The sequence below is a fragment of the Chitinophaga sp. genome (assembly GCF_036569185.1).
In the GTDB taxonomy this organism is placed as follows: domain Bacteria; phylum Bacteroidota; class Bacteroidia; order Chitinophagales; family Chitinophagaceae; genus Chitinophaga.
Genome location: NZ_DATCRD010000257.1, coordinates 42,231 through 60,441, shown reverse-complemented (window position 1 = coordinate 60,441; position 18,211 = coordinate 42,231). Strand labels below are relative to the sequence as shown.

The following is an 18,211-nucleotide window of genomic DNA, read 5'->3' as shown; positions in this document are numbered from 1 at the left end:
GCCTTTTCATTCACAATAATATATTGTTCTTTTTCCGGAGATGCAGATTCGGGGAAAGTGCTTCCTGCCAGCAGTTTCAGGTGCATGGCTTTAATAAAGTCGGCATCCCCGGCGTAATAACCGAATTCCATCCTGTCTTTGCTTTCACCGGTACGGATCACACAGAAGCTGCAATGCCTGGGCATTCCCAGTGTTCCTGAGCTGGCGGTGGCTGTTTCCACCTCTTTCAGTTGCATCATCCGCTCTTTCATCCGCTGGAAATCCACATCCGCCAAAGGAACATTCAGTACATCCTTGCGGTAAAAGCCCATATCCTTAATAGCCTTGTAGTGAAACTGCCGGTAAACGGTTACCAGGAAAATAATAGCGGTGAGCGACAGTGAGAACTGGATCACGATAAGGGATTTTCTTAGTCCCAGCCCGCCAAATAGTTTAATATCGATCAGGTCTTTCAATACTTTTGCCGGTTGGAAGGACGACAGGGCCCAGGCGGGGATCGCACCCGCCACTATCCCAATGATAACGCTGAACACAAGGAATAACGTTAGCAGATGGAGATCCAGCAGGTTATTATCCGGCACCGGCAACCCCGAGAAATGAGTGGCCTGCATCAACATCAGCAGCAGGATAGCCATGATCAGCGCCAGAATGCACATGATCACAGATTCTACTATAAACTGCAGGAATATCTGCCAGCGCTGGGCGCCGTTTACTTTCCGCACACCTACCTCTTTGGCGCGTTGTAAAGAACGTACAATAGATAAGTTGGTATAGTTAAAACAAGCGCAGATGATAAGGCCCAGGGCTACGCCTATTTCTGCGAATACTTTACCCCAGGGCGGGCCACTGCCGATATCATCTACCAATTCCCGTGACGGTGTGATTTTGCCCAACGCCTGTGGCTCAAAGGCCATACTGCCCTGTCCTTTCTGAACAAGCCCGTCGTACCGGTGCGCCTGGTCCTGCAGGGCAGCTTCCAGCACCGATAGCTTTTCACCTTTGCGCAACACTACATAGGTGTAACTGCTCTGCACCACATCCCAGTTATTCAGCTTATCAGGCAGTACCTTGCTTTCCTCCAGCGAGGGTACAGACGACATGGCGGCAAACGCATCAAAGTCGATATGCGATTTTGAAGGAGCCGGCGCCATTACCCCGCTAACGATAAAGCTGCCGAACCGGTCGAACCGGATCACCTTCCCTATTGGATCGTTGGTACCGAAAAAGCGCTCCGCTGTTGCTTTGGTGAGTACAATGCTGTTGGGAGTAACCAAAGCCGTACGGGGATTGCCCGCCTCCAGCTTAAACCCGAATACCTCGAAAAAAGAAGGCGTAGCAAATGCGCCGTTGATATTAATCTTCTTCTTATCTGTTTTTCCTTCCCCGTTTAAAGCCCCATATAAAGTAGCTTCATTTTCCACCGCTGCATAATTACTTTTTAATGCTGGTCCCATGGGCAAAGGAACGCTTGCCATATGGTACTTTCTCCCATCAGGCGTTTGCGCATGCGTAGTAATGCGCCATGTGCGCGAAGCAGCCGGGTGGAAATTGTCATAGCTTAAATTTTCACGTACAGATATCAGTACGATCAGGCATACCGACATGCTCACCGCCAGCCCGGCAATATTGATAAAGGTAAATAACCTTTGCCGCTGCAGATTTCTGAATGTTATGACGATATAACGCTTAAGCATATACTATTCCGCTTTTAAAGAATTTACAGGATTGGCCAGGGCAGCTTTCACCGACTGGAAACTCACTGTTGCCAGGGCTATTGCTATTGCCAGTATACCGGCAATGATAAAGATCCAGGCAGATAAATCAGTATGATAGGCAAACCCCGACAACCAGTTATTCATCATATACCAGCTGACAGGAGTAGCCAGTAAGATGCCGGTAAGCACCAGGGTCAGAAATTCTTTGGACAACAGGCTGGTAACATTCAGTACAGATGCTCCCAGGATTTTCCTGATGCCGATTTCCTTTTTACGTTGCTCGGCAGTGAAAACGGATAATCCGAACAGGCCCAGGCAGGAAATGAGCACCGCTACCACCGCGAATACCTGCGCCAGTTTGCGCAGCATCGTTTCCGACCTGTACATACTGTCGAAAGTTTCATCAAGAAAATGATAGTCCATTGGATAACCGGGATTCAGCCGCGCAAATACTTTCTCCACTGCAGCCACCTGGGCGGGCACATCTCCTTTCGACAGCCGCAGCATCATATAACTGTTTTGCCGTGGTACCAGCATCATCACCAATGGTGAAATATTTTCTCTCATGGATGCAAAATGGAAGTCCTTTACTACGCCGATGATAGTGCCTTTCCCATTCCAGAAGCTGATCTGTTTTCCTAACGGGTGGCTCATACCCATTACACGGGCTGCTGTTTCATTGATAATATAGGCGCCTGAGTCTGAAGCAAAGTCACGTGAAAAATCGCGGCCTTCTTTCATCGTCATTCCCATGGTGGCAACATAATCATACCCCACCTGCTGTGGCGCTGTATTCACCACCAGTTTGTCCGGCTTCCCTTCCCAGCTCAGATCGGCGCTCACACCGCCAATCGACAATGGCAGGAAGCTGTTGTAGGTAAATGATTTCACCTGCGGCAGCTGCGCCAGCGATTGTTCAATTGCATCCTGGTTGGCAGCAAAGCCTTCATCCAGCGATATGTACATCATATTCTCCTTATCCACTCCCAGGTTACGGTGGTAGATATATTGCATCTGGTTATAGATCACCACGCTGCCTGTAATAAAAATGAAAGAAAGTACAAACTGCAGCACCACCAGATTCTTGCGGAACAATGATGTACCTCCTCCACTGCTCAGATCTCCTTTCAATACTTTCACCGGCAGGAAACGGGATAACACAAAGGCCGGGTAACTGCCTGCCAGCAGGCCCGTCACAATAATCACTCCCAACAGTAGCAGCAGGTATTTACCGGTAACCGGCAGTGTAAACGTGATATGCTTGCCTGTAAAATTATTGAATACCGGCATCAGCAGATATACCGCTACTGCTGCGGTAACCGCTGCTATAGCGCACATCAGGATCGCTTCCCCGGTAAACTGCAGCATCAGTGAGGCCCTTGAAGCACCCATTGATTTACGCACGCCCACTTCGCGGGCTCTCCTGGAAGCCTGTGCCGTGGAAAGGTTCATGAAATTGATACAGGCGATGGCCAGTACAATCAGGGCGGTAATAAAGAACAGTCGCACATACTCTATTCTTCCACCAGCTACTTTTCCGTTTTCATATTTTTCATGCAGGTAGATATCACGGAAGGGTTGCAACCATACTTCGTTCTTACTACCAGGATTAAGTGTAGCATACTGTTGCTGCACTTTTGCAGTGAGGCGGGAAATATCTGTACCGGGTTTTACCACCATATAATTATATATGCTGTAACTGCCGGGCTTCATCAGCCAGGCATCTTCCTGCAGGGTTAGGGCAAAAGGAAGTATAAAGTCGAACCGGATGGAAGACGCAGCAGGTGCATCTTTTACAACAGCGGTTACCTGCAGCGCTTTATTTTCCATATTAATGATCTTTCCGACAAGATCAGTGGTACCATAATATTTTTTTGCGAATGATTCAGTCAGTACAATGGAGTTGGGCTGTACAAGCGCAGTATGCTTATCTCCTGCCACCACCGGGAAGTCCATTTCTTCCAGCAGGTTGGAAGTAGCAAAAATGTAGTTGCTCTCCAGCTGTGATTGCTGCCCGGTTTTAAACAGCCTGTTGGAATTAGTGATACGGACTTTCACATTTGCAGTTATCTCCGGGAAATTATTTTTCAGATCATCCGCCAATACAACCGGCGTGGTTGTCAGTGTGCGCACGCCCCCCCAGTCAACATTCACCTGTAAGCGGTAAATATTCTTACCGTTTGAATGAAATTTATCAACACTGTATTCATCCAGTACCCAGCAAAGGATAAACATGCATACAGCCATTCCAAACGCCAGGCCGGCAATATTGACAGCAGCGAAGAACCGGCTTCTTTTCAGATTCCTCCAGGCAATGCGGAAATAGTTCTTAATCATGTTTATTCAGATCTAAGTGATTTAACCGGGTTCATTAATGCCGATCTTACCGACTGAAAACTGACTGTTCCCCATGCAATCAGCACTACAATTACGGCGGTGAGCGCAAACACCCACCACTCGATATGTATCCTGAATGCAAAATGCTGCAGCCATTTTTCCATGCCGTACCAGGCTATGGGAGAAGCAATGCAGATTCCTATCAAAACCAGTTTGAGAAAATCTTTCGATAACAACAGTGAAATGTTGGCAATAGAAGCACCCAATACTTTACGGATACCTATTTCTTTTGTACGCTGCCGGGAAATGAGCATAGACAATCCCAGCAGGCCCATACAGGCTATAAAGATGGCAAGGCCGGAGAAAATACCAAATAACTTTCCTAGTGTACGTTCTGAAACATACCGCGCCTGGATATCATCTTCCACAAAAGTGAAGTTAAACGGCACATCAGGAATAATACTATTCCAGGCCGATTCCACACGCTTCATGATGGCCTTCTGATCACCGGCTGCCAGCCGCAGGGTGATGATAGCTACTTCTTCCTGCCTTACCAGGTAAATAATGGGATCTACCGGTGATTGCAGGGAGCGGAGATTAAAATCCTCCACTACGCCTACGATAGTCCCGTGCCTGCTCATATATCCGGGCCTCCACTCAATCCTTTTCCCTACGGCATCATCCTTATAGCCCAGTTGCTTTGCAGCAGCCTGGTTAATGATAAAGGCATCGGAAGAATCGGTTGACAACGCCGGGTTAAAATCGCGGCCTGCCACCAGCTTAATACCGGTCGTTTTAAGCAGGTCGAAATCAGACTGGATAATCCCTGCTACAAAACCGTCCTTATCATCCTGCCCCTCACGTACTACAGGGTTGTTGTTAAAAACGCCGCTACCCATTAAAAAATTATGGGCCGAAGCTTGCTGTACACCCGACTGGTTTAAGAAAGCAGCCTTTAACAATGCTGTTTTAGTACCGTCTACGCCAGACAGGTATACATTTACAAGATGTTCTTTATCAAACCCAAGATTCTTTGTTTGCCAGTAACGGAGCTGGGAAAATACCACAACAGTGGAAATGATCAGCGCCACTGCTACTGCAAACTGCGCTACTACCAGGCCCCGGCGGATGAACACACGCGAGCCCGAAGTAACAAAACTGCCTTTTAATACCCGCACAGGTATGAGGCCGGATAAATAAAGCGCAGGGTAACTGCCGGCAATAAGACCAACCACCAATACCAGCAATAATAAACCTCCATATAAAAAACTATCTGCAGCAGAAAGCAATAACAGTTCTTTACCTGTAATAGTATTAAACAACGGCATCACCAAACCCACCAGCAAAATAGCCAGCAGGAAAGAGATAACGCTGATCACCAGCGATTCCGTAAGGAACTGCAGGATAAGGCTTTTTCTTTCTGCGCCCAGCACTTTCCGCAATCCTACTTCCTTTGCTCTTTCATGGGCCCTTGCCGTAGTAAGGTTCATAAAATTGATACAGGCAATCAGGACCAGGAAAACAGCAATGGCAATATACAGCCAGATGAGCGGGGAATTATCAAGGCCCTTGTCGCCCTCGGGATGGAGATGCACATTCCTGATGGGCTGCAGCTCCAGCGCGAACTGTATATTATGCCGCTTTAGTATGCCACCGATATGGGTGGTAACAAATGTTTGCAGATCTTTAGTGAGTTTAGCGGGGTCTGTATGATCGTTCAGCTGTACGTAAGTAACATTATTGCTGAACATAAACCACTGGGCTTCCATATCGCTGCCTCCTTTCAATGCCTCTTTGAGCATGGTGGAAAACGATATCAGCATCGTCATACGAAGATCTGTATTGGCGGGAAGATCTTTCGCCACGCCGGTTACTGTACAACTGTAGCTGTTGCCTACTTTTATCAGCTTTCCGACAGGTGATGCATCTCCAAAATATTTTTTTGCAGCAGATTCAGTAAGTACAATGGAATAAGGTTCTTTTAAAACAGTAGCAGGATTTCCTTCCAGCAAAGGGAAATTAAAAACCCGGAAAAACGCTTCGTCAACGAAACCGGTATTCTCTTCCCAGATCTTTTTATCCCCAACAGTGTAAAGCGTGCTTCCCGGCGCGCAGATACGCACAGCTTCTTTGATGCTGCTGATATCTTTTTTGAGGTTGGGGCCAACGGGAAACTGGGTAGCAGCGCCATACTCGGCATTGCCTGCCTGGCGTATGGATTGAGTGGTAACACGGTAAATATTATCCGCATTATGGTGGAACCTGTCAAAACTCAGCTCATCACGCACATACAACGCAATCAGTATACAACAGGCCATACCTACGGCAAGCCCTGAAATATTGATGACGGTAATCAACTTATGACGCTGTAAATGGCGGACAGCAATTTTGAAATAATTCCGGAACATTATGATGTGGTTTTAGAATGGCGGAAAAAATCACACATGAAACTGTTCCTTGATATTCTCAGTTACTACGCGCCCGTCGAACAGGTTGATGATACGGTGGGCAAACCCGGCATCGTACGGGGAGTGCGTTACCATGATCAGTGTAGTACCGGCATTGTTCAGTTCCTGCAGCAGTTTCATTACCTCTTCCCCGTTGGTCGAATCCAGGTTACCCGTGGGCTCATCCGCCAGGATCAGGTTAGGTTTGGCTACTACGGCGCGGGCAATGGCCACCCTTTGCTGCTGACCACCAGACAGCTGCTGCGGGAAGTGGTTGCGGCGATGCATGATGTTCATGCGTTCCAGCACTTCTTCTACCTTTCCCTTTCTTTCAGCGGCAGGTACTTTCAGGTATAGCAGGGGCAACTCTACATTCTCAAACACTGTTAACTCATCAATGAGGTTAAAGCTCTGGAATACAAACCCGATAGAACCTTTGCGGAGCTGGGCTCTTTGTCTTTCACTCATACGCGCTACTTCCTTATCCCAGAAGTGGTACTCGCCATCGCTGGGGTTATCCAGCAGCCCCAATATGTTCAGCAAAGTAGATTTGCCGCAACCGGAGGGGCCCATGATCGCTACAAATTCCCCATCCTGCACTTCCATGTTAATACCGTTGAGGGCTGTGGTTTCCACCTCTTCTGTTGTAAACAGCTTCTGTAAGTTAACAGTGCGTATCATAAGTGTTTGTTATTTTAAATACTAGTTTATAAAAAAATGGATGAATACTAAAAAGATAAAACGTCTTTATTACCGAAATTCTCATAAGAGGAAGTAATTACCTGGTCGCCCGGCTGCAGGCCTTCCAGTACTTCAAAATATAGCGGATTTTTGCGGCCCAGCGAAATATTCCGTTTTACTGCACGGTTGCCGCTTTTATCCACTACATATACCCAATTGCCACCGGTGTCGGAGAAAAAGCCGCCGAGTGGCAAAAGGATCGCTTCGGCCGACTTCCCCAATACCAGACGGATGGGGGATGATTGCCCACGGCGGATACCTTCCGGCGTATCCTTTTCAAAGTTCATATCAGCCTGGAAACGGCCGCTTTTTATTTCCGGGTATACCTTGGTAACCACCATATCGTAGGATTTACCATCAAATTCAAAGGTGGCTTTCAGCCCTGCAAACACCTGGGAAACGTAATGCTCATCGATATCAGCGCGTAATTTAAACCCGTTCAGGTCATCGATCTGGCCAATATTCTGCCCGGCGGTAATGCTGGATCCTACTTCCACATCAATGGAAGAAAGCTGCCCGGATACCGGAGCGCGTACAATGAGGCTGTTCAGGTTCTCCCGCATCAGGTCAAGGTTGCGCTGGGTTCTGGCCAGGGTGCCCTCCAGCTGGGTAATCTGCATTTTGGCATTGTCCTGCTGGTATTTCTGAGATTGAAGCTGGATCTCTTTCTGACGCAGGAGCCCTTCCAGTTCAAACTTGTTTTTGTTAAACTCCTGCCGGGCCACGATCTTTTCTTCCACCAGTTGCTTGTTCCGGTCGTACAGATCCTGCGCAGCTTCTATTTTGGCATCAATGTCCGAGATAGTCTGCTGCATGGTAAATTCCTGCTGGCGAATGCTCAGGCGGGTATTCTGCAGCTCGTTACGTAAGCGGTAGATCTCCGTTTCATGATTTACGAAATCCATCATCATATGCTGGTTATCCAGCCGCAGAATGGAATCTCCTTGTTTTACCATGTTACCGCCTTCCAGGTATTTCCTGCTCACATATCCTCCTTCAATAGCATCCAGGCGGATGGTTTTCAGGGGCATCACCACCGCGGTAACGGCAATGTATACATCAAAGGTTCCTTTCTTTACTGTAGAGATAGTGATCTTGTCCTTTTCTACATTGAGGGTGGCCCGGTGATCCGCAAAAAGCAGGGTATACAGCAGCAGCATTGCTACTGCGGCGCCACCACCTATCATCAGGATGCGCTTTTTATTCCAAAACTTCTTTTCTAATTTTCTGTCCATGTTTTTTAGCGAAAAGTTTGCTGCCCGGAGAAAGTCAATCCACATGCCAAAGCTGAAAACGCCTTACCAGCAACGCTTTCCACGAAAAACGCTTAAAAAAAACGTCCTTTGCCGGACAAGCGGTGTCCAGAATCGGACACTTTTAAAAGTTCCTGAAATTAGCTGTGGGTTTGAAAGAATCTTTGTTTAATATTGTCACCTATTCACCATTCGCATATGACTACCATGCAACCAGGAAAGATTTTAATTGTTGATGATGATGTGGATGTTTTACGTGCTGCCCGCCTGTTACTCAAAAGACATTTCGAACAGGTTGATTTTGAGAAGAATCCGCAGAAAATACCTTATCTCGTATCCAACTTCGACTACGATGTGATCCTGCTGGATATGAACTTTACGCGCGATCTGAGCAGCGGCAAAGAAGGCTTTGAATGGCTGGACCGTATCCTGGATATAAAACCGGAAACGGCGGTTGTTTTATTTACTGCCTATGGCGATGTGGAAATGGCCGTCAGGGCCATCAAGGCCGGCGCCGTTGATTTTGTGCTCAAACCCTGGGAAAACGAAAAGCTCCTGGCCACCATCCAGAATGCCTATAACAAACGTGCCGCCCAGCAGGATAAACCACCTGCCGCCGTGCATCATCCCGGCAACCAGGTAATCGGTAAAAGCCCCGGTATGCTCACGGTATTTGATACCGTATCCCGGGTGGCTGCCACAGATGCCAATATCCTTATCCTCGGTGAAAACGGTACAGGTAAAGATATGCTTGCCCGGCAGATACACGCGCAATCGAACCGCAGCAATAAACCCTTTGTTAGCGTTGACCTTGGCGCTATCAGTGAAACACTGTTTGAAAGTGAGCTGTTTGGCCATGTAAAAGGCGCCTTCACCGACGCCCGTGAAGACCGTGCCGGCCGCTTCGAAGAAGCCAACGGCGGCACTATTTTCCTGGATGAGATCGGGAATATCTCCATCCCTTTCCAGGCGAAACTGCTTACCGTACTGCAAAACAGGTCTGTTACAAAAGTGGGTTCCAATAAAAGTATACCCATTGACGTTAGACTGATCTGCGCCACCAACCGCAACATTTCACATATGGCGGCGCAACACCTGTTCAGGCAGGATCTGCTCTATCGTATCAATACCATCGAAATACAACTACCACCGCTGCGGGAACGGGTGGAAGATATCATCCCGCTGGCAGAACATTTCCTGCAACTGTACCGCGATAAATACAAACGCCCGGTAAACAGCATGCATGAATCACTTATCACACAACTGCAGCGGTACGACTGGCCCGGTAATATCCGTGAACTGCAACATGCCCTGGAAAGAGCCGTGATCCTGTCGCAGGGAAAAACCCTCCAGCCCAAAGATGTGTTTGTTAAAAATAACAACAATGCCGACCAGGCAATGGATACCGGTTATAACCTGGAAGAAATGGAGCGCAACATCATTTCACAGGCCATGAAAAAATGTAACGGTAACATCACAGAAGCTGCCAAGGAACTGGGGCTCAGCAGGGCCGCACTTTACAGGCGACTGGAAAAATATAATATTTAGCAGAAAGCAGAAGGGATAAAGCAAAAAGCTCCCGCATAATATGTTTAACGATACACTTTTATTTTTCCAAAACAATAGCTTTTTGCTTTGCGCTTTCTGCTTTAAGCTCTTAAAACCATGAATCGCTTCAGCATTAATATCAGCTTACGGGTCATCCTGCTGGCAGCTACCCTCACAGCAGCCATCTGGTTGTATATGCACAACATGCAGCCCCTCACTTTCCTGCTTACCCCGCTGATATTAATACAGCTGTATGGCATCTATCATTACCTGAACCGGATTAACCGGAAACTCACGCTGTTCCTGGAATCCATACGCTACGAAGATTTTTCCATCCGCTTCAGCGCCGATAATAAACTTGGTAAAAGTTTCAGTATGCTGAACCACCAGTTCAATGAAGTACTGGAAGCCTTCCGGCAAACCAGGGCGGAAAAAGAAGCGAACCTGAAATATATAGATACTATCGTGCAGCACATCAGTATCGGCGTATTGTCGTTTGATACAGAAGGTAAAATAGAGCTCATTAACCCGGCGGCTTTCCGGCTGATGGGCATCTACCGGCTGCGCAATATCCATGAGCTGAAAACAGTTCATCCCGGCCTGGCTGAATTACTGATGGAACTGCCTTCCGGAAACAAAACACTGTATGCCACAAGGCAGGAACAACAACTGTCTATACACGCTGCCACCGTACGTTTGCAAGGCAGGCTCATCAAACTCATTTCCATTCAGAACATCCATTCCGAGCTGCAGAAAAAAGAACTGGAAGCATGGCAGAACCTCACCAAAATATTGCGGCATGAGATCATGAATTCCGTGACGCCTATTGTATCGCTGATTGGCACCATGCAGGAAATTGTGGACCTCGACATTGCTCCCGGCGCACAACACCAGGAAGGCATTTCTGATCTGCGCGAAGCGCTGCAAACAGTAGAAAGCCGCAGCAAGGGAATCATGAACTTTGTAAATGCTTACCGCGACTATACCACACTTCCTCAACCCCAGTTTACCAACGTTAACGTAAGATCGCTGGTAAACTCTGTCAGCAGCCTTTTCCAGGCAGATATGAAACAGGCGGGCATCCGCTTTTCCGTAGAAACAGATGCCGAGAACATGGAAATCCATGCAGATATATCGCAGTTGCAGATGGTGCTGATCAACCTGGTTAAAAATGCGATGGATGCATTGGAACAAACGCCCGGGGCAGCCATCAGTATGAAACTGTATCTGAATAACGTTCAGCAGATCTGTATTGAAATTACCGACAATGGCCCTGGTATTGATGCCGATGCCATGAACAAAATATTCATCCCTTTCTTCACTACTAAAAAGAAAGGATCAGGTATTGGTTTAAGCCTGTCGCAACAGATCATACAAATGCACGGCGGACAGCTGAAAGTGATAAGCCCGGGTATTAACGGTAACGGCACTACGTTCTATATCCTGTTGAATACTTAGGAGAAAAATTGTAAATTAACGGTACAATTCCCGTTCCGCATGTTGCGCCCTAAACACCTTATTGTTTATTTCCTTGTACTACTGGCTGATATTCTGCTGATTGCCTTTGGAAAAGAAGAATACCGGTATGCAACCAAGCCGCTGCTGATGATACTGCTGGCTGTGTACACGTTGTATACCAACATAAAAATGCCACGCTCCTTCCGCATTTTTCTATTGCTTGCCTTATTTTTTTCTTCCCTTGGAGATGACCTGTTATTGTTCGATCACCTGTTTTTGCCCGGGCTCGGCAGTTTCTTTATAGCGCAGGTCATGTACTGTATCTTCTTCCTGAAAATACGGTACAGCAATTTGCCGGTACCTTTATGCAGGTATCCATACATATTGCTGAATGCAGCAGTGATCATCCTGTTCCTGCTCTTCCTGCTGCCTCACCTGGGTAGTTTAGCTGTACCCGTTATAGCATACGCCATCACGCTTTTCTTCCTCGTACAATGCGTGCTGCATGCCTTTCATTTCAGCCGGCAACCCAGCGGCTGGTATTCGCTTATTGGCGCTATATTATTCACGATCTCCGATGCACTGATAGCAACAGGCAAATTCTATCGTCCGCTCCCTGCCGGCGATATCCTTGTGATGCTCACCTATGGATTTGCACAATGGGGACTGGTGTATGGCGGTACAGAGTACTTCCGGGTAAAAATTAGCCGGTAATGCTTATTTTTGCTTTACTATGCAGCAAACAGACTTTCTTGTCATCGGTTCAGGAATTGCGGGGCTCACTTATGCGCTCAAGGTATCACAACAATGCCCGGATAAAAAGATCACCATCATCACAAAAAGCCGGGAGGATGAAACCAATACCAAGTACGCCCAGGGCGGCGTAGCGGTGGTAAATGACCTGGAGAACGATAGTTTCGAAAAACATATAGAAGATACGCTTATCGCCGGAGATGGCCTCTGTAATGAACAGGTGGTAGAGATCGTGGTAACTGAAGGCCCGGAAAGAGTGAACGAGATCATTGAATGGGGCGCCAACTTCGACAAAAACGCCGATGGCGATTTTTCCCTGGGCCGTGAAGGCGGGCACTCCGTTTTCAGGGTGATCCACCACAAGGATATTACCGGTAAGGAAATAGAGCGCGCACTGCTGGAAGCTATACACCGCCGTCCGAATATTGAACTGGTCACCCACTGCTTTGTGGTAGATCTCATTACCCAGCACCACCTGGGATACCTGGTCACCAAATCCACCCCGGATATAGAATGCTATGGGGTATATGTATTAAATCTCACCACCAATAAAATTGAAAAGATCCTTTCCAAGGTAACCCTGCTGGCCACCGGTGGCAACGGCCAGGTATACCGCAGTACTACCAATCCAAATATCGCTACCGGCGATGGTGTGGCCATGGTATACCGCGCAAAGGGCCGCATCGAAAACATGGAGTTCATCCAGTTTCATCCCACGGCGCTTTACCAGCCCGGCGTAAGCCCTTCGTTCCTTATCACTGAAGCAGTGCGGGGCGACGGCGGTATCCTGCGGAATATTCACGGCGAGGACTTTATGCACAAATATGATCCGCGCCTGTCGCTGGCCCCCCGCGATATTGTAGCCCGCGCTATCGACAGTGAAATGAAGATCACCGGTACGGAGCATGTTTATCTCGACTGCCGCCATATGGACCTGGAGAAATTTATCCATCATTTCCCCAACATCTACGAAACCTGTAAAGCTGCAGGAATTGATGTAGCGCAGCAGATGATCCCGGTATCGCCGGCGGCACATTACAGCTGTGGCGGTATCAAAACCAATGAATGGGGGCTTACCTCTATCCGTAACCTGTATGCCTGCGGCGAATGCGCCAGCACCGGGCTTCACGGGGCTAACCGCCTTGCTTCCAACTCGCTGCTGGAGGCAATGGTATTTGCACACCGCTGCTTTATGGATGCCACCAGCAAAATAGACCTGCTGGAATTCAAGGATAATGTACCCGATTGGGATGCCACCGGCACCAGCGCTCCCAAAGAAATGATCCTGATCACCCAGAGCCTGAAGGAGCTGAAGCAGATCATGAGCGATTATGTAGGGATTGTAAGAACAGATGTACGTTTGCAACGTGCCCTGCGCCGACTGGATATCCTTCATGAAGAAACGGAAGACCTCTACGAGAAAACCATGGTATCGCCGCAATTATGCGAACTGCGCAACCTTATTACAGCGGGATACCTGATCGTAAAAGGCGCCGCCTTCCGTAAAGAAAGCCGTGGACTGCATTTCAATACCGACTATCCGTATAAGAGCGAGCTGGTACAAAACATCGTGCTGTAAGCCAAACGGCTGTCTTTCATTACCTTTGCGCTGGATTTACAATAACCAGGAATATGTATTATCTGCTGCTTGCTTTTTGCTATAGTCTTTCCATATTGCCTTTCCCGGTGCTTTACTTCATCAGTGATGTATTATACGTGCTGGTGTATTATGTGATCGGGTACCGCAGGAAAGTAGTGATGGAGAATCTGGCCCAGGCTTTCCCCGGGAAATCAAAAGAAGAGCTCACATTACTGGCCAAAAAATACTACCACAACCTCACCGATATGATGGTGGAAACCATCAAACTGCTCACCATGAGCAAGGCGCAGCTGCAAAAGCGGTTCCGCTGCGATCTTACCGTGTTGCATGAACTGTACGCACAGGGTAAAAGCTGCCAGCTCCACCTGGGCCATAATTTCAACTGGGAATGGGCCAACCTGTTTTGTATGCAGGGCGTAGCGTTTCCCTTCCTGGTAGTGTATATGCCGCTTACCAGTAAGCCCGCCGACCGGATGTTCCGCCATTTCAGGGAAAAATTCGGCACCATTCTCATTCCCGCCAACGATATGGGTAACAGCATGCGGGCATGGACCAACAAACAGTACTTAATTGCCCTGGTAGCCGATCAGAATCCCGGCAACCCGCGCAGCTGCTACTGGTATCCTTTCCTGAATAAAATGACGCCGTTTTACAAAGGCCCTGAAATGGGCGCCAAAAGAAGCAATATCCCGGTGGTATTTGTAGATATCCGCAAAGTAAAAAGAGGCTATTATCATGCTTCACTGCAACTGGCCTTTGAAAACCCGCAGCAGGAGCCGGATGGGGCTATTACAGAAGCTTTTGTAAAATATCTTGAGAAAAATATTCATGAACAACCCGAAGTATGGGTATGGAGCCATCGCCGCTGGAAGCATGAATATAAAGGAAAGTAACTTTTTTTCCGGGAGATAAATACCTCATTATCTCCGCCAGGCTTCATGCATTTTTACTTCGCCTGCACATTATTCGTTACTTTTTTTGGAGAGAACTGTTGTGCAATCTGCAACATGTTCCGAACATTTTTTCTTTTCACACTTCCACTGAGAATAACTTCCCCGTCTGAAACGGTCACCCTGACATTTGTAAACCTGCGGGCAGTGTAAACCGAATCGAGGGAACGTTTCAGGATATCATCCCGGTTTGGTGCAGCTTCCACCACCGGCACCGGTGCGGGGGTTGCTGTGGTAGTTTTCACGGTGATGTTATCCTGCACGGAAGTCATTCCTTTCAATCCCTTCAACGCATCTTCAGCGGCCGATTTGGCCACTTCATCACTCACTTCACCGCTAAGGATCACCACCCCGTTTTTCACGTCTGCTGTGATGCCGGGAATATGACTTAGCTTCTCATTCACTTCTTCCTTTAATTTCTCATCAGATGGTTTACAGGAGAATATCCCTATGCTCATAAACATTAATGAGGCGATTGCCAGGGTTTTGCTTGTCATGCCCAAACAATTTTATTGCAAGAAGTTAATAAATACGCAGGGAATAGCCAAAAGAAAACGGGAGCAATAAGAAGAAGTGCTCACTTCTTTTTATTACTCCCGTTTAAAAATATAGAAGGATTTAGTTCAGTACCGTTTTTTCCTGAACAACCTGTAATCCTTTCTGGTCTTTCATTTTAGCGAATCCGCCATCAACGTTGCGTAAATTGTGGATACCTTCTCTTTTCATGATAGAGCAGGCAATGATGCTGCGGTAACCACCCTGGCAATGTACATACAGGTTGTGGTTATCTTCCAGGTCTGCTAATTTTCCAGGATCCATCATGTCACCGAGGGTAATATTGAGGGCGTTTTTGATATGGCCATCGGCAAACTCAATTGGTTTACGGACATCGATGATCACCAGGTTGGGATCGTGTGGAATATCCATTGCCAGTTCATCTGCTTCAACAGTGATGATCATATCTTTTGCTTCGCCAGCGGCTTCCCATGCGGGGTATCCGCCATCCAGGTAGCCCACTACATTATCAAAACCAACGCGAGCCATTCTTACCACGGTTTCTTCTTCTTTATCAACAGGCGTTACGAGGATAATGTCCTGGTCAAACGGCAGCAGGCTGCCAGCCCATTCAGCGAAGCGGCCTTCCAGTCCTATGCTGATGGCGCCCGGAACATATCCATCGCCAAATTCAGTTGCCGGACGGGTATCCAGGATCAGTGCCCCGGCTTTAGCCTTTGCTTTGAACGCAGCAGGGGTAAGTGGCTGCATTGCCTTTTCCATTACTGCTTTCAACGCATCATATCCTTCCTTATTTATTTTTGCGTTGATCGGGAAATAAGATGGTGGCGTAGCCAGACCGCTGGTCACTTCTTCTATAAACTTATCCTTATCTGTAGCCAGTAATGCGTAGTTGGTAGCTTTCTCTTCACCGATGGTGCTGTAAGTATTAGGGCCCAGGTTTTTGCCACAGGCAGAACCGGGACCATGCGCAGGATACACAATTACTGCATCAGGTAATGTTTTAATACGGTTGTTAAGCGAATCGAACAGGTAACCGGCCAGTTCTTCTTTAGTGAGGTTACCGCTGAAAAGGTCCGGGCGGCCAACATCTCCAACAAATAATGTATCCCCGGTGAATACAGCGTATGGTTGCTGTTGTTCGTCTGATAACAGGTAGCAGGACGATTCCAGGGTGTGGCCGGGTGTATGCAGCACTTTGAGGGTTACTGCGCCCACCTGGAATACTTCGTTATCTTTTGCTATATAAGAATCGAAGCTGGTTTCTGCATCCGGGCCGTATACGATTTTTGCGCCGGTAGCTTCTGCCAGTTCCAGGTGCCCTGAAACAAAATCTGCATGAAAATGTGTTTCAAAAATGTATTTAATGGTGGCGTTACGTTCTTTTGCCAGGTCCAGGTATACTTCAATGTCACGCAACGGGTCAATCACTACCGCGATCCCGTTGGATTCTATGAAGTATGCCGCTTCCGACAAACAGCTGGTGTACAATTGTTTTACGTACATGGTTTTTGATTTTTACAAATTTACAACTTCTCAGGTTGTGCACTCATGGATAAAATCTATACCAAAATAAAAAAGTAGCCGTATGGCTACTTTTTTATATGAACTTTCCGTAGTGATACGGATCAATGCTTTTAACCAACAAGTTCTTCCACAAACTTTGCCACTTCAGCAATACGTTGCTTGTTGATGGTGTAGTGAATAAACTTACCATCTCTTTCTGTAATTACAATGCCAGCACGCCTTAATATGGCGAGATGTTGCGATGCTACCGATTGTTCCAGACGCAATTTCACATAGATCTCCGTCACGGTCATTTTCTTATGATCTTCCAGCAGCTTAATCATCTGCTGGCGCAGCTTATGGTTGATAGCACGTAAAACCATAGCAGCTTTCTTTACGGCAATGTAATCCAATTTGATCTGGTCTTTTTCATTGGTACCTCTAGAAATAATAAGAGTATTAGAAGAGGTAGTTAATAATGTTTTTTCCATCGCATAATAGTTTTAAAAAAATGATGAAATGAAAGGGATCAACGGACAGTACTCGCAAACAGTTAGACAACAATTGCGGTAATCGATTTATACAAAAATATAATATCTGTCACAATAAAAAAAATTTCCATACCTTATTTTATCATATATATGCCCCGGATACTTGCAAATTAGATGTAATTTGACCATTTCATGACAAAACTATTAGATATGTCAGGGCTTTTGAGGAGAATAAAAGGGCTTGAGGTAAAATGGGCTGAAATAGGCCAGGTCAGCGAACAATTTTCTTTCAAAGGCCTGGGCGGACAGGGGCGCCATATGGGCAGCGCTTATCGTATATTTCGCAAAAATAGCATTTTTATGTGAAGATAGCATCAGTTCCCATTTGGGACTGCCGTCTCCGAAAAAGTAGATGGTATGCGCTGCCAGCGGGCCTTCCAGCGAGGATGGCTCCAGGATCATGGCCTGTGGCGGCATCACTTCCTGCAGGCGCGCATCATATAAAGCTGTGAACACCTCCTGCCTGCGGGCATCCAGCATAGGGCAGTATAAAGCCTGTTCATCTTTTACACGGGCAATCAGGCCCTGCGCCATCATCTGAAGCGTGGAAATAGCCAGCAATGGCTTATTCCAGGCATAACACAGTCCCTTCGCTGTAGCCACGCCTACACGTAAACCGGTATAAGAACCCGGTCCGGCACTTACTGCTACTGCATCCAGTTGTGCAGGTGTAATGCCCTGCTCTTTCAATAGCTGCTGAACAAATAGGATCATAGCAGCGGCATGATCCTGCTGCTTTTCATTCACCAGCGTTTGAATGGCCTCTCCATCGCGGGAAAGACTTACAGAACCAATAGTAGTTGCAGTATCTATATTCAGTATAAGTGCCATGTAAA

At 47.2% G+C, this 18,211-nt stretch carries 14 protein-coding genes; 5 read left to right on the top strand and 9 right to left on the bottom strand.

Translation table 11 applies throughout. The annotated features are described in order from the left end of the window. The 5 genes from VIM72_RS19545 to VIM72_RS19525 all read right to left on the bottom strand — a co-directional run. Positions 1-1,694: ABC transporter permease (locus VIM72_RS19545; RefSeq protein WP_332004501.1), on the bottom strand; the 1,694-nt coding region annotated here is incomplete at its 3' end. 3 nt (positions 1,695-1,697) lie between these two features. After that, on the bottom strand, positions 1,698-4,052 hold the full coding sequence (locus VIM72_RS19540) for an ABC transporter permease (RefSeq protein WP_332004500.1): 2,355 nt from the start codon (positions 4,050-4,052) through the stop codon (positions 1,698-1,700). 2 nt (positions 4,053-4,054) lie between these two features. Beyond that, positions 4,055-6,460, bottom strand: a complete 2,406-nt coding sequence (locus VIM72_RS19535) for an ABC transporter permease (RefSeq protein WP_332004499.1) — start codon at positions 6,458-6,460, stop codon at positions 4,055-4,057. A gap of 30 nt (positions 6,461-6,490) precedes the next feature. Continuing rightward, positions 6,491-7,180: an ABC transporter ATP-binding protein gene (locus VIM72_RS19530; RefSeq protein ID WP_325643687.1), complete on the bottom strand. Its 690-nt coding sequence runs from the start codon at positions 7,178-7,180 to the stop codon at positions 6,491-6,493. Between the two features lie 47 nt (positions 7,181-7,227). Continuing rightward, positions 7,228-8,475, bottom strand: coding sequence for an efflux RND transporter periplasmic adaptor subunit (locus VIM72_RS19525; protein ID WP_332004498.1), 1,248 nt, complete (start codon positions 8,473-8,475; stop codon positions 7,228-7,230). A 225-nt stretch (positions 8,476-8,700) separates the two neighbouring features. On the opposite strand from VIM72_RS19525, the gene VIM72_RS19520 reads away from it, so the two are divergent. The 5 genes from VIM72_RS19520 to VIM72_RS19500 all read left to right on the top strand — a co-directional run bounded on the left by VIM72_RS19520 (position 8,701) and on the right by VIM72_RS19500 (position 14,745). Beyond that, positions 8,701-10,041, top strand: coding sequence for a sigma-54 dependent transcriptional regulator (locus VIM72_RS19520; RefSeq protein WP_332004497.1), 1,341 nt, complete (start codon positions 8,701-8,703; stop codon positions 10,039-10,041). Between the two features lie 117 nt (positions 10,042-10,158). Then, positions 10,159-11,499 carry a sensor histidine kinase gene (locus tag VIM72_RS19515; RefSeq protein ID WP_332004496.1) on the top strand — a complete coding sequence of 447 codons (1,341 nt, stop codon included), beginning with the start codon at positions 10,159-10,161 and terminating at the stop codon, positions 11,497-11,499. A gap of 39 nt (positions 11,500-11,538) precedes the next feature. Then, positions 11,539-12,213: a lysoplasmalogenase gene (locus VIM72_RS19510; protein WP_332004495.1), complete on the top strand. Its 675-nt coding sequence runs from the start codon at positions 11,539-11,541 to the stop codon at positions 12,211-12,213. 19 nt (positions 12,214-12,232) lie between these two features. Continuing rightward, a complete protein-coding gene (nadB, locus tag VIM72_RS19505; protein ID WP_332004494.1) occupies positions 12,233-13,831 on the top strand; it encodes an L-aspartate oxidase in 1,599 nt (532 codons plus the stop codon). A 53-nt stretch (positions 13,832-13,884) separates the two neighbouring features. Beyond that, positions 13,885-14,745 carry a lysophospholipid acyltransferase family protein gene (locus VIM72_RS19500; RefSeq protein ID WP_332004493.1) on the top strand — a complete coding sequence of 287 codons (861 nt, stop codon included), beginning with the start codon at positions 13,885-13,887 and terminating at the stop codon, positions 14,743-14,745. A gap of 53 nt (positions 14,746-14,798) precedes the next feature. Here VIM72_RS19500 and VIM72_RS19495 read toward each other — a convergent pair whose 3' ends face one another. From VIM72_RS19495 to tsaB, 4 genes are all read right to left on the bottom strand, one after another. After that, positions 14,799-15,299 carry a BON domain-containing protein gene (locus VIM72_RS19495; protein ID WP_332004492.1) on the bottom strand — a complete coding sequence of 167 codons (501 nt, stop codon included), beginning with the start codon at positions 15,297-15,299 and terminating at the stop codon, positions 14,799-14,801. 121 nt (positions 15,300-15,420) lie between these two features. Next, the gene (locus tag VIM72_RS19490) at positions 15,421-16,824 is read right to left on the bottom strand and encodes an MBL fold metallo-hydrolase (protein WP_332004491.1); all 1,404 of its coding nucleotides are present in this window, start codon (positions 16,822-16,824) and stop codon (positions 15,421-15,423) included. A gap of 131 nt (positions 16,825-16,955) precedes the next feature. Further along, on the bottom strand, positions 16,956-17,315 hold the full coding sequence (locus tag VIM72_RS19485) for an ArsR/SmtB family transcription factor (RefSeq protein WP_012788619.1): 360 nt from the start codon (positions 17,313-17,315) through the stop codon (positions 16,956-16,958). Between the two features lie 213 nt (positions 17,316-17,528). Next, the gene (tsaB, locus tag VIM72_RS19480; RefSeq protein ID WP_332004490.1) at positions 17,529-18,206 is read right to left on the bottom strand and encodes a tRNA (adenosine(37)-N6)-threonylcarbamoyltransferase complex dimerization subunit type 1 TsaB; all 678 of its coding nucleotides are present in this window, start codon (positions 18,204-18,206) and stop codon (positions 17,529-17,531) included. Between the last annotated feature and the right edge of the window lie 5 nt (positions 18,207-18,211).